General features: G+C 71.6%; 12 protein-coding genes. 3 read left to right on the top strand and 9 right to left on the bottom strand.

The features are described 5' to 3' along the window. Nucleotides 1-244 precede the first annotated feature (244 nt). Nucleotides 245-736 carry an FBP domain-containing protein gene (locus tag AC2W7E_RS08310; protein WP_025102512.1) on the top strand — a complete coding sequence of 164 codons (492 nt, stop codon included), beginning with the start codon at nt 245-247 and terminating at the stop codon, nt 734-736. Here the strand turns inward: AC2W7E_RS08310 and AC2W7E_RS08315 are convergent. The 6 genes from AC2W7E_RS08315 to AC2W7E_RS08340 form a co-directional block, all read right to left on the bottom strand. After that, entirely contained in the window at nt 733-1554 is an 822-nt protein-coding gene (locus tag AC2W7E_RS08315) for a PaaX family transcriptional regulator (RefSeq protein ID WP_485988909.1), read from the bottom strand. The two genes, AC2W7E_RS08310 and AC2W7E_RS08315, sit on opposite strands and share 4 nt — an antisense overlap. Beyond that, on the bottom strand, nt 1544-2815 hold the full coding sequence (locus tag AC2W7E_RS08320) for a kynureninase (RefSeq protein ID WP_485988910.1): 1272 nt from the start codon (nt 2813-2815) through the stop codon (nt 1544-1546). The genes AC2W7E_RS08315 and AC2W7E_RS08320 overlap by 11 nt, the downstream gene beginning before the upstream one ends. A 1-nt stretch (nt 2816) precedes the next feature. Next, a complete protein-coding gene (locus AC2W7E_RS08325) occupies nt 2817-3836 on the bottom strand; it encodes an amidohydrolase family protein (protein ID WP_315109495.1) in 1020 nt (339 codons plus the stop codon). Then, nucleotides 3836-4687, bottom strand: a complete 852-nt coding sequence (locus tag AC2W7E_RS08330; RefSeq protein WP_315109497.1) for a tryptophan 2,3-dioxygenase — start codon at nt 4685-4687, stop codon at nt 3836-3838. Before AC2W7E_RS08330 ends, AC2W7E_RS08325 begins: the two co-directional genes overlap by 1 nt. 256 nt (nt 4688-4943) lie before the next feature. Then, nucleotides 4944-5996, bottom strand: a complete 1053-nt coding sequence (locus AC2W7E_RS08335; protein WP_315109672.1) for an alpha/beta hydrolase — start codon at nt 5994-5996, stop codon at nt 4944-4946. A gap of 51 nt (nt 5997-6047) precedes the next feature. Beyond that, the gene (locus AC2W7E_RS08340; RefSeq protein ID WP_025102506.1) at nt 6048-6572 is read right to left on the bottom strand and encodes a TetR/AcrR family transcriptional regulator; all 525 of its coding nucleotides are present in this window, start codon (nt 6570-6572) and stop codon (nt 6048-6050) included. Nucleotides 6573-6650: 78 nt separating this feature from the next. On the opposite strand from AC2W7E_RS08340, the gene AC2W7E_RS08345 reads away from it, so the two are divergent. Next, on the top strand, nt 6651-7361 hold the full coding sequence (locus AC2W7E_RS08345; RefSeq protein ID WP_249521626.1) for an MBL fold metallo-hydrolase: 711 nt from the start codon (nt 6651-6653) through the stop codon (nt 7359-7361). 312 nt (nt 7362-7673) lie between these two features. On the opposite strand, the gene AC2W7E_RS08350 is transcribed toward AC2W7E_RS08345, so the two are convergent. The 3 genes from AC2W7E_RS08350 to AC2W7E_RS08360 all read right to left on the bottom strand — a co-directional run bounded on the left by AC2W7E_RS08350 (nt 7674) and on the right by AC2W7E_RS08360 (nt 11076). Further along, on the bottom strand, nt 7674-8201 hold the full coding sequence (locus tag AC2W7E_RS08350) for a cysteine hydrolase family protein (protein WP_249521683.1): 528 nt from the start codon (nt 8199-8201) through the stop codon (nt 7674-7676). Between the two features lie 107 nt (nt 8202-8308). Then, entirely contained in the window at nt 8309-9748 is a 1440-nt protein-coding gene (locus tag AC2W7E_RS08355; protein ID WP_485988911.1) for a purine-cytosine permease family protein, read from the bottom strand. 44 nt (nt 9749-9792) lie between these two features. Beyond that, nucleotides 9793-11076, bottom strand: coding sequence for a M18 family aminopeptidase (locus AC2W7E_RS08360; protein WP_025102502.1), 1284 nt, complete (start codon nt 11074-11076; stop codon nt 9793-9795). A 227-nt stretch (nt 11077-11303) separates the two neighbouring features. Here AC2W7E_RS08360 and AC2W7E_RS08365 point away from each other — a divergent pair, with 227 nt between their 5' ends. Continuing rightward, on the top strand, nt 11304-12167 hold the full coding sequence (locus tag AC2W7E_RS08365) for an EamA family transporter (protein WP_025102501.1): 864 nt from the start codon (nt 11304-11306) through the stop codon (nt 12165-12167). Nucleotide 12168 lies beyond the last annotated feature (1 nt).

A 12168-nucleotide genomic window follows, 5' to 3' on the forward strand; every position in this document is an offset into this window, starting at 1 on the left:
GGATTCCGCAGCGCTCCCGACACGCGACGAAACAAACGGGTGTAGGCTCGCCGGGTGCTGTCGTCGATGAGTGCCCTCGGGGCGCGGAGCGGAGCTGCAGGCGCGTTCAGCGCCGCAGGCAGAGGCTGAGGACCGGCCGGGTGCGGAACCCCGTCTCCGGTGCTGCGTCGTACCCCGGCATCGTCCGGGTGTTCCTCCGATCCGTCTCGCCGTTCCGGCGATCACACCGAAAGCTCTTCCCCTCATGCGTCCCATCGACGAGCGCGCCCTGCGCGCCTCCTTCTGCAACGCCTCCCGCAAGGAGGTCTCCGACATCACTCTGCCGCCCGGCTTCGCCGAGACCGATTTCGACCGGCTCGACTACCTCGGCTGGATCGACCCGAAGCTGCCCCGGCGCGCCTATGTCGTCGTGTGGATCGACGACGAGCCCGTGGGCGTCGTGCTGCAGCGCGCCGAGCAGCGCGTGCTCGCCCGCGCCCAGTGCTCGTGGTGCGAGGACGTGACGCTCCGCAACGACGTGCAGCTGTACGTCGCCCGACGCGCCGGGGCCGCCGGCCGCAAGGGCGACACGGTCGGTGTGCTCGCGTGCGCGGAGTTCGGCTGCAACGCGGCGGTGCGCAAGCTCCCGCCGCTGGCCTATCCGGGGTACGACCGCGAGCTCGCGCGCGAGATGCGGATCCTGCGGCTGCAGGAGCACGTGACCGGATTCGTGCGCGAGGTCGCCCGGACCGACTAGGCCGTCACGGCGCGGACATGCGCGAGGGCGGGTGCCGCCCACGCCGCCGACAGGCGGGCGAACGCCTCGAAGCTGCGTCCGCCCGGCCAGTCGGCCGGCAGCATCGCCGGGGGCAGTCCCGGATCGGTGTAGGGCAGCACCCGCCAGCGGTCGATGAGGTGCACGTACGCGGGGAACGGCGCATCCGGGAGCGCCGCGAGCGACGCCTGGAAGGCTTCGTGCTCGCCGCGCAGCGCGCCCAGGTCCCACCACGCCGCCGCGGCCTCGGCCAGCGTGCCGGCCGGGGCGGGGGCCGACGCGTCGAACAGCGTCGCCCAGCGGCGGGCACCGAGCTCGTCGAGGATCTGCTCCGCCTCCGCCCTGAGGTGCCCGGGGCAGATCCACAGGGCGGGAGAGACGACGCCGGCGCCGATCCACTGCAGGCGCCGGCGCAGTTGATGACGCACGCTGCGCGCACTCTCCGGGATCGAGAACGACACGAGGCACCACGGATCGTCGTCGGTCATCTCCTGCATCCGGAAGATCCGGCGGTCGCCGCGCTCCAGCATCGGCACAGCCGCCGGGCTCAGCCGGTAGCCGACGGCGTCGCGGCGCTCCGGCAGGAGCAGGCCCTTCTGCTTGAGGCGGGCGATGCCCGTCCGGGCGGGAGCGGCGGGGATGCCGAGGTCGGCGGCCAGCGCCACGAGATCGGCGGCCGAGATCCAGCCTCCGAGCGGGCGCAGATACAGGCCGATCAGGGTGCGCAGGAGCGAGGCGGTGCTGCCGGGGCGGGCGTCGATGTCATCGAGCACGACCGGCGCCGCGGGGTCAGGAGACACCGGACTCCAACGCATCCCTGACCGCGAGCACCCCGGCGACGGTCTCGGCGTGCGAGGTGCTGAGCGGCGACAGCCCGAGCCGGATCCCATCCGGGAAGCGGAAGTCGGGGATGACGCCGTCGGCCCAGAGCCTCCGGGTGACCTCCCGGAAGTCGGGGTGGCCGATCGTGATGTGTCCGCCGCGTCGCGCCGGGTCGCGAGGGCTGAGCAGGCGGACGTCCAGCGGCGCGAGCAGCTCGTCGTACGCCCGGACCGCGAGTGCGGTGAGCGACTCCGACTTCGCGCGCACGCCGTCGATCCCCGACTGCTCGATGAGGTCGATCATCCCCTGCATCGCGAGCATCGAGGTCACCGGCGGCGTGCCACTGAGGAGCTGACGGATGCCGTCGGCGGGAACGTACTCCGGGCCCATGGCGAAGATGTCGGCCGCGCTCCACCAGCCTTGGATCGGCTGCCGCAGCAGGCCCTGCAGGTCGTGGCGGAGGTAGGCGAACGCGGGCGATCCCGGGCCGCCGTTGAGGTACTTGTAGGTGCAGCCGACGGCCATGTCGACGCCCCAGTCGTCGAGCTGCATCGGCACGACGCCCGCCGAGTGGCAGAGGTCCCACAGCATGAGCGCCCCCGCGTCATGGACGACGGCGGTGATGGCGGGCATGTCGGCGAGGGCGCCGGAGCGGTAGTCGACGTGGCTGAGCGAGACGAGCGCCGTCCGTTCGGAGACCACGGCGGCGACGTCGTCGACCGTGACGCCGTGCACCGGGTCGGGCGTGATCCAGCGCAGCGTGGCCCCCATCTCCGCCGCGACGCCCTCGGCGAGGAACCGATCGGTGGGGAAGTTCCCCTCCTCGATCACGAGCTCCGTCCGCCCCGCGGATCCCTGCGCCGCGCCCCTGGGCCCCTGAGCCTGTCGAAGGGCCCCCCGCATGAGCTTGTACAGCAGGACGCTCGTGGAGTCCGACACGACCGTCTGCCCCGGCCCCGCGCCGAGGGTGATGGCGCCGATGCGGTCTCCGAGCTCCATCGGCAGGGCCATCCACTGCTCGTCCCAGGAGCGGATGAGGCGTGTGCCCCAGTCCTCGCGCACGAACGCGGCGAGCTTCTCCGGCACGTCGCGCAGCGGGCGGCCGAGCGAGTTGCCGTCCAGGTAGGCGGTGACGCCCGGGGCCTCGACGAACGCGTCGAGGTGCGCGGCGAGCGGGTCGGCGGCGTCCAGGGTGCGGGCGGCGTCGAGGAGGGCGGTGTCGGCGGAGCGGTCGGTCATGTCACACCTTCAGGTCGGCGGGGGTGAGGGGGCGGGCGGCCAGGGGATCGGCGGATCCCGGTGGCAGCAGGAGGAGGAGAGAGCGGGGATCGAGCGGGTCGACCGGCGCGAGGGCGCGGAGGAGGGCGTCGTCGTCGAGCCCGGCGGTGCGGAGGGCGGCGACCTCGGCGGGGTTCAGGTCGACGGGGGCCGGGCCGTTGCCCATATCGGTGCCGTAGCGGACGGTGCCGCCGGCGGCATGGAAGCGGGCGACGTTGTCGATCGCGATGGCCCTCGCGGCGGGGTCGTGGATGGCGAGGGTGCTGACCCAGGAGGCCCGGACGGCCTGCTCCGCGATCTCCTCGTCATCCAGACGCTCGGTGAACGGGGCGTGCGCGAGCTGCGTCGCTCCGAGGCGGACGACGCGCTGCGCCTCGCCAGGGCCCTCGGCGTGGGCGACGACGGGGAGGCCGTGCGCAGCGGCGAGCTCGACGATCGCGCGGAAGAGGGCGTCGGAGAAGGTCGGGCCGGCGGTGCTGTTGCTCGCGATCTTGATGAAGGACGCGCCCGACGCCGCCATCTCCGCCACGGCGGCCGCCGCCCCGGCGGGGTCCGCGATCTCCCGCACCGATCCGGCCGGAGCCCATGCCCGATCCGAGGGGTAGCCACCCGGCGAAGTGAGGAAGGCGCCGGCGTACCGGACGGTTCGCAACTCAGGAGAATCCGGCCCCACCGTGCGCGAAACCGCGCCGGCGCCGCCTCCGTCGGCCAGTTCTCCTGCATTGTGGACGGCGATAGACGCGACGGTCGACGGGTCGCCGCCGAGGTCGACCACCCGCCCGAGGCGCGACGAGGCCAGGAGTGCATGGTCGACGAGCTGCAGATGCACGTGGTGGTCGGTGAAACCGCCGACGATGCGTCCGACCAGGGCTGGGGTGCCGGGGGAGGGCGCCTCGTCGCGGAGCTGGGGGCGCCCGTCCGCGCCGAGCCCGACGACGCCGTCGCGCCAGCGCTCGCCGTCGAAGAACGTCGCCGCGAGCATCAGGAGCCGATCTCGGTGCGGACGGTGTAGAGCTCCGGGAAGAACGTGAGGTCGAGGGCGCGCTGCAGGAAGCCGACGCCGCTCGATCCACCCGTGCCGACCTTCATCCCGATGGTCCGGGACACGGTCTTGAGGTGACGGAAGCGCCAGAACTGGAAGTTGTCCTCGAGGTCGACGAGGTCCTCGCAGGCCTCGTAGAGGTCCCAGTGGGTGCGCGGGTCCTGGTAGATCGCGCGGATGGCGGGTACGAGGGTCGGGGTCTCGCGGTACGGCTGGCGCACGTCCCGGTCGAGGATCTCGTGCGGGACGGGGAGCCCGCGGCGCGACGCATAGCGGAGGAACTCGTCGTACAGCGTGGGCTTCTCCCACTCGGTGGTGAGGAGCGCAAGGTTCGCCGGGTGGTCGCGGAAGACGCTCAGCATCTTCTCGTTCTTGTTGCCCAGCGCGAACTCCACGGCGCGGTACTGCACCGACTGGAAGCCGGACGAGTTGCCGAGCGCGCCACGGAACTGGGCGTACTCCGTCGGGGTCAGTGTCGCGAGCACCGACCACTGCTGCGTCATGACGTCCTGGATGCGCTTGACCCTGGCGATGCGCTTGAGGGCGTCACGCAGGTCGTCGGCCGCAAGCAGCTCCCGCGCCGAGCTGAGCTCATGCAGCAGCTGCTTCAGCCAGAGCTCCGTCGTCTGGTGCTGGATGATGAACAGCATCTCGTCGTGGTGCTGCGGGTCGCTCACCGGGTGCTGTGCCGTGAGGAGCTGGTCGAGCGCGAGGTACGAGCCGTAGGTCATGCGACCGGAGAGGTCCGTGACGATCCCGGACTCGAGGGCGCGTTCGTTCTCGGTGTGCATCCCGTGAACATATCACTTTCGTGCCGGTCGTCACAGAGACGTTATGTCCAAATCCCGACGCATCGGCACGACCCGGCGACGGTGGCATGGGTATCCGGAGGATTCGGTCGTGCACCTGTGCCCGGGTCGTGCATCCGTGCCCGGGTCCGCCTGCACGATTCGGAGACGGTGGCACGGGTATCCGGAGGATTCGGGTCGTGCATCCGTGGCGGGGTCGTGCAACGGTGGCAGCCTGCGCCGGACGAAAGAGGCCGGGTCAGCGGGTGTGCGCGTCGAGGAAGGCGATGGTGTCCGCAAGCGCCTTCCGGGCCTCGGGGAGATCGAGGTGGAACTGGTATTCGTGCGGGAGCTCCGGCTCGTGCGGCGCGGGCCAGAACACCGGCGTCACGTCGACCCCGAGCTCCTGAAGCCGCTTCGACATCGGGATCGACTGGAGCCAGGTGAGCCCGTCGCCGTTGCCGCCGGAGATGTAGGTCGCGGGGAAGTCGGCCGTGACCCAGTCGACGGTCGACATCGTGGCGCCTGTCGAGTCCTCCGCCCAGGTCTTCGTGCCGGAGTACGCCCACATCGCCGACTTGAAGCCCCATCCGGCGACCCCGTCGAGTTGTGCCAGTGCGGCGAGGTCGTAGACGCCGCAGTTCAACACGGTGGCGACGAGCTGATCGGCGCGGATCGACGGGCGGATGCCGAGGATCTCCGCGTAGTCCGGATTCGTGATGAGTGTCGCCATCTGGCTGGCGAGCTGGGCCCCGGCGGAGTCTCCCGCCAGCACGATGCGGCGCGGATCGACGCCCAGTTCCGCCGCGTGCGCGTCGATGTAGGCGAGGGCCTCGTCGAGCTGGTGGACGGCGAGCGGATACACGCCCTCGGGTCCGCGGGTGTAGTTCACGCCGATGGTCGTGTAGCCCTCCGCGGCGAGGATGCGGAGGTACGGATCGACGTCCTCCTTCGATCCCGAGATCCAGGCGCCTCCGTGGATCCACACCACGGTCGGCAGTGCGCCGTCGGCGGAGGCGGGGCGGAAGACGTCCATCGTCGTGTCCGCGCCGGCGTCACCGTAAACGACATCCTTCCGCTCGTCGAGGGCGGTGTCCGGGACGTGCTTGGTCATCTCGGCGGCGGTCTCGTCGCCGCCTTTCGTGAACACGGAGCGGATGATCATCGCGGACGGCCACGGGGTGAGCGCGCCGACGATCGCGACGACGGCGGCGACCGCGGCGAGGGTGCCCACGGCGATCTTCGTGCGACGCCAGGGCGTCCGACCGGTCTTCGCGGCCACGGTTCCGGCGGTGCTGCGGGAGTCTTCCACGGCCTCAGTGTGCCAGCATCCGCCGTCATGGACCGGGAATGACGGGCGTCCTCACCCGGCGAGGCTCGCGAGGAGACGCCGGAGGCCGTACTCGAAGGCGCGGTCGACGTCACCCCCGAGTCGGAACGCCCCAGACAGTTCCATCTGCAGGAATCCGGTGGCCCAGGCGGTGAAGAGACGCGCGGCGTCGAGAGCGTCCGTCTCGCCGACCGCGGTGGCGCAGGCGCGGATGACGGGGGCGGCGGAGCGTTCCAGGGCCTCGCGGGAGACCGCGGCGTTGAACATGAGGCGGAAACCCTCCGGATGCGCATGAGCGAAGGCGCGGTAGGTCCGGGCGAGCGTGGAGAGGTCGTCGCCGGCCGCCTCGAGCTGGGTCGCGAGGGCATCGACGGATGCCGTGGCGACCGCGACTCGCAAGGCCTCACGATCGCGCACGCGCTTGTAGAGGGAGGGGGCCCGCACGCCCACACGCTCCGCGACCGCCTGCATCGTGAGTCCCGCAGGACCGTCGGCCTCGATGATCTCCTGGCCGGCCGCGACGATGGCATCGATCGACGTGCGTTCGGGGGTGGGCATGGGTCCTCCTCGATGGCTATTGACAGTAGCCATGATAGCTACGTAACGTAGCCATCGCAATCGCCCGAGAGGATCATCATGAAGCTCGCCCCCCATCTCCACCGCCTCGGCAACGACATCGTCGCCTCGTACCTCATCGACCTGCCCGAGGGCATCACCCTCGTCGACGCCGGGTTGCCCGGGCACTGGCATGACCTTCAGCGGGAGCTCGCCGTGATCGGCCGCCCGCTGTCCGACATCCGCGGACTCGTGCTGACCCACGGCGACAGCGACCACATCGGATTCGCGGAACGACTGCGCCGCGAGTCCGGCGTTCCGGTGTACATCCACGGCGCCGATGCACACCGCGTGCGTACCGGGGAGAAGCCGAAGACCCCGATGGGTCCTTCCCGGATCGGTCCCATGCTCGGGTTCCTCGCCTACGGCCTCCGCAAGAGTGCGCTCCGCACGCGCCACGTCACCGAGGTGTCCGAGGTCGCGGACGGCGACGTGCTCGACCTCCCCGGGGCCCCGGTCGTCGTGGGTCTTCCGGGGCACTCGCCGGGGAGCATCGCGGTGCACGTCCCGGCGGTCGGCGCGGTGTTCGTCGGCGACGCCCTGACCACGCGGCATGTGCTCACGGGAGAGGAGGGCGCGCAACCCGCCCCGTTCACCGACGAGCCCACAACAGCCCTGGCCTCGCTCGACCGCCTCGCGGCGCTCGAGGCCGAGTGGGTCCTTCCCGGCCATGGTGCTCCGTGGCGCGGAACTCCCGCCGACATCGCCGCCGCGGTCCGCGCCCACGCCTGACGCTCGCCCCTGTCGGGTTCACCAACGCCCCTCCCCGCGTCTGCCGAGGTGCACTTTCCGTCCCGCCCGAACGCCGCACCACGGTGCCGGATCGATAACGCACCGCCGTCGCGCGGCGGAGGTGCATTTCGCGTCCCGCGACGGGGACTCCGTGCGGGATCGAAAACGTGCCCGGTGGGCCCGCGCGAGGGGCGGAATCCGTCCCGCTGGCAGGGCTCGCCGGCGTGCGGGATCGAAAACGGGCGCGAAACGGTGTGCGGAGGTGCGATTTCCGTCCGGCACGGGCGCGGGATGCGGGCCCGGGGGAGGGGGTCAGGGGGAGAGGAGGGTGGCGGTGTCGGTCACGGTGATCTGCGGGGGATACAGGGACATGACCTGCACGGCGGCGGAGTGGTTCTCGGCCGTGGAGCCGGCGCAGGCATCCGCCACGAGCGTCACGCGTGCCCCGGCGTCCGCGGCGGCGAGAGCGGTGGACACGACGCAGCAGTCCGTGGACACCCCTGCGAGCACGATCCGACCACCGCGCCCCACGATCGCCTCCAGCTCCGGACCCCACTTGCCGAACGTCGGGAGGTCGACGGTGGGATGAGGCGACAGGCCTTCCGCCTCGGGGACCAGCGCGTACAACGGGTCGTCAGCGGGGCGGTCGGCGAACGGCCACGCGGCGAAGTACTCGCCCCAGGAGGTCGAGCGGTCGGCCGTCGGCAGCCACCGGGTCACGAGCACGCGCTCGCCGAAGGCGTCCGCGAGGCGCCGGATGTTCGTCATCGCGGCGGCGAAGAACGGCGAGCCCCAGGCCGAGTCGGGCGACGCGAAGATCACCTGCGGATCGACCACCACGAGCCAGCTCTCGTCTGCGGAACCGGCCGCCTCCTCGGCCCCGCGGCCTGCCGCCCCCTGGGTCCCTGAGCCTGCCGCCCCCTGGGTCCCTGAGCCTGTCGAAGGGCTCACGACTCCTGCCGCCGGATCTTCCCCGCCCGCGCGAACCAGGTCACGAGGAACGAGAGCACGAGGGCGACGAACACTCCGAGGTTCGCGTACGCCCAGTCCCCGTCCGCCCCGCCGACGAGGAACAGGAGGTATCCCTGCCAGTTGTTCCACGGCGCGGCGTCCGCGAAGCCGTTGAGGACGAGGCCCCAGCCGATCACGCTCGCGACGACCATGGTGCCGATCGAGGTCCAGTCCCAGGCGCCGTAGCGGCCGCGGCTGTCGAACAGGGCCGCCTCGTCGTAGTCCTTCCGCCGCCGCAGGATGTCGGCGATGAGGATGCCGGCCCACGAGGCCAGCGGCACGCCGAGGGTGATGAGGAAGCTCTGGAACGGGCCGAGGAAGTCGGTCGCGAAGAACACCACGAAGATGGTGCCCGCGGTGAGGATCGCGCCGTCGATCGCCGCCGCGGACGGGCGTGGGATGCGGATGCCGAGGCTGAGCAGGGTCAGGCCGGAGGAGTAGATGCCGAGCACCGCGCCGGAGACGAGCGCGAGCACGGCCGTGAACAGGAACGGCACGAGGACCCACACCGGCAGGATGCTCGCGAGCGCGCCGATCGGGTCCGCGGCGATCGCGTCCATGAGCTCGGCGTCCGATCCGGCGAGGAGCAGACCGAAGACGACGAGGATGACCGGTGCCACCGAGCCGCCGATGGTGTTCCAGGCGACGATCGCCCCGTCGGGCGCGGTGCGCTTCTGGTAGCGCGACCAGTCCGCGGCGATGTTGATCCACCCCAGCCCGAATCCGGTCATCACCATCACGAGCGCGCCGACGACTTGGCCGATGCCCCCGTCAGGACGGGCCAGCACCGCGGCGAGGTCGATGGTCGGCGCGGCGAGGATGATGTAGACGATCGTCACGACGCCGGTGATCCACGTCAGCACCGACTGCAGCCGCATGATCGTGTGGTAGCCGAGCACGGAGGCCGCGACGATCAGCGCGGCGACGACCACGGTCGCGAGGATCTTCAGCCACAGACTGTCGCCGTCGCCGCCGAGCTGCGTGATGACGGTCGCCGTCGCGAGCACGGCCATGATCGCGAGGAACGTCTCCCACCCGATCGACGTGAGCCAGGACACGATCCCTGGCACCTTCTGCCCCTGCACGCCGAACGCGGCCCGGGAGAGCACCATCGTCGGCGCCGACCCGCGCTTGCCTGCGATCGCGATGAGCCCGCAGAGCAGGAACGACACGACGATGCCGATGACCGAGACGACCGTCGCCTGCCAGAAGGAGATGCCGAAGCCGAGCACGAACGAGCCGTACGACATCCCGAACACCGACACGTTCGCCGCGAACCACGGCCAGAACAGGTCACGGGGCTGGGCGGTCCGCTCGGACTCGGGGATGATCTCGATGCCTGCACGCTCGATGAGAGCCGGCCTGATGTCGGTCATCCTCACATCCTGGCACTCCGGGGGCGCACTCCGCGCGGCCCGATTCAGCCGGCGAAGAAGGCTCCGGCCACGCGGGTCAGGTCGTGCAGGTCCGAGACCCCGGCGAGCTCGCGGGCGGAGTGCATCGAGAGGATCGGGATACCCACGTCGACCGTGCGGATGCCGAGCCGGGTCGCGGTGATCGGGCCGATCGTCGAGCCGCACGGCACGCTGTTGTTCGAGACGAACTCCTGCGTCACCACCTCGGCCCGATCGCACCAGTTCCGCCAGGACGCGGCGCCGACCGCATCGGTCGCGTAGCGCTGGTTGGCGTTGAGCTTGAGGATGGGTCCGGAGCCGAGCACGGGCTGCACGACGGGGTCGTGCCGGCCGATGTAGTTCGGGTGCACGGAGTGCCCCACGTCGCTGGACAGGCACCACGACGACGCGTACGCCTGGCGGCGGGCGGAGCCATCGGCGCCGAGCCCCGCGTAGAGCCGCTCCAGCACGTCTTCGAGGAAGGGGCCTGCGGCCCCGGAGCGCGACTCGGAACCGAGCTCTTCGTGATCGAACGCGGCGAGGATCGCGATCGGCGCGCCCGCCACGGGGGCGTGTGCCGCGAGGGCCACGACGCCCGCGTGCACCGAGGCGAGGTCGTCGAGCCGGCCGGAGGCGAAGAACGCGTCGTCCTTGCCGAACACGGCACCCCGCGCGGCGTCGGCGACCACGACGTCGTAGCCGCGGATCTCTGCGGCGTCCACGCCGGCGGAGTCGGCGAGCTCGGCCAGCAGATCGGCCTCGGTCGGATCGCCCAGACCCCACACCGGCTGCGTCTCGGTCTGCTTGTCGAGCGCGAGGCCGTTGTTGACCCCGCGATCGAGGTGGATGGCGAGCTGGGGGAGGCGCAGCAGGGCTCCGGTGTCGGCGAGGACGACCCGGCCGTCGGCGAGGGCGAGCCGGCCGGCGAGGCGCAGCTCCCGGTCGAGCCAGGAGTTCAGCAGCGGACCGCCGTACACCTCGACGGCGGCCTGCAGCCAGCCGCGGGCTCCGGTGGTGGGCTGCGGCTTGAGCTTGAAGCCGGGGGAGTCGGTGTGCGCTCCGAACACGTGCACGGGCGTCGTGGAAGACGCATCCTCCGGCACCACCCACGCGATCGTCGCGCCGTCGCGGACCACGAGGTACCGGCCTCCGGGCTGCGCAGGCCAGGCGTCCTCCTCCTGCAGCCGCGTGAAGCCGGCCTCCTCCAGACGGCGGGCGGTCTCGGCGGCGGCATGGTAGCTCGACGGGGAGGCGGCGACGAAGTCGGCGAGGTCTTCGGCGTGGGCGAGGGCGTCCGGGGTGACGGGCATGGCATGACCTTCCTGCGCAGGGTGTCCTTCGAGCGTAGTCGCGCCCGGTCGCCGCGCCCCTCCCGGTCGGGGATAGGGTGGTGACGATAGCGCCTAGGGTTCCGGGGTCTGCACCCGTCTGGTCCGAGCGGCGCCACGGTCCTCCTCCGCAGGAGGGCCGTCATCTGACAGGACAAAAGCCCGGAGGACCCGATTCGTCGCGCCCGCGGCGGAGGGAAGGGTCTTCCGTGTCCGCTGTCGCTCTCGTCCTCGTCCTCGCCGCCGCGATCGCCCACGCGTCCTGGAACGTCATCGCGCACGGCATCAGCCGCGCCGGCTCGCCGTTCCTGTGGTGGGGTGCGGTCGCCAGCACCGCCGTCTGGATCGGGGCCGTGCCGTTCACGGGCGGACTCGGTGCGGCCGACCTCGGCTCGTTCGCACTCGGGGTCTCCGTCTCCGCGGTCCTGCACGTCGCCTACATGGCCGTGCTGCAGCGCGGCTACCGGGAGGGCAGCCTGTCGACCGTCTATGCGACGGCACGCGGCACCGGCCCCTTCCTCTCCGTGATCGTCGCCGTGCTCCTGCTCGGCGAACGCCCCTCGGCCCTGGCGCTCGTCGGCGTCGCCGCGGTGATCGCCGGTGTGGTCGCGATCGGGTTCGTCGACCGCCGTCCGGCGGGCAGCGGGCGCCGCATCGACCCCGGCCTCCTGTTCGGTGCTCTCACCGGCGTGGCCATCGCGGTCTACACGATCTGGGACGCCCACGCGGTGCGGGAGTGGGAGCTGTCCCCCGTGGCGTTCATGGTCGGGACGACGCTGCTGCAGGTGCCGTTCTATTCCGTGGCGGTGCGCGGACGATGGGGTGCTGTCGTGGCGCTGGGGCGCACGCAGTGGCGCCGCATCCTGGCCTTCGGCATCCTGTCGCCGCTGTCCTACATCCTCGTGCTGACGGCCATCCAGATCGCTCCGGTGGCTCTCGTGGCACCGCTGCGGGAGGTCAGCGTCGTGCTCGTGAGCCTGTTCGGCGCCTTCGTCCTGCGCGAGTCCCGGCCCGGCTGGCGGATCGGCGCCTCGCTGGTCGTCCTCACCGGGATCGTGCTGCTCGCGCTCTGAG

It is taken from the genome of Microbacterium sp. CFSPD4_SD4 (assembly GCF_057364585.1).

Bases quoted from the DNA above. Each gene is read 5' to 3' on its own strand.
- AC2W7E_RS08310 (WP_025102512.1), top strand. From the start codon at position 245: ATGCGTCCCATCGACGAGCGCGCCCTGCGCGCCTCCTTCTGCAACGCC.
- AC2W7E_RS08320 (WP_485988910.1), bottom strand. From the start codon at position 2,815: ATGACCGACCGCTCCGCCGACACCGCCCTCCTCGACGCCGCCCGCACC.
- AC2W7E_RS08325 (WP_315109495.1), bottom strand. From the start codon at position 3,836: ATGCTCGCGGCGACGTTCTTCGACGGCGAGCGCTGGCGCGACGGCGTC.
- AC2W7E_RS08330 (WP_315109497.1), bottom strand. From the start codon at position 4,687: ATGCACACCGAGAACGAACGCGCCCTCGAGTCCGGGATCGTCACGGAC.
- AC2W7E_RS08340 (WP_025102506.1), bottom strand. From the start codon at position 6,572: ATGCCCACCCCCGAACGCACGTCGATCGATGCCATCGTCGCGGCCGGC.
- AC2W7E_RS08345 (WP_249521626.1), top strand. From the start codon at position 6,651: ATGAAGCTCGCCCCCCATCTCCACCGCCTCGGCAACGACATCGTCGCC.
- AC2W7E_RS08355 (WP_485988911.1), bottom strand. From the start codon at position 9,748: ATGACCGACATCAGGCCGGCTCTCATCGAGCGTGCAGGCATCGAGATC.
- AC2W7E_RS08360 (WP_025102502.1), bottom strand. From the start codon at position 11,076: ATGCCCGTCACCCCGGACGCCCTCGCCCACGCCGAAGACCTCGCCGAC.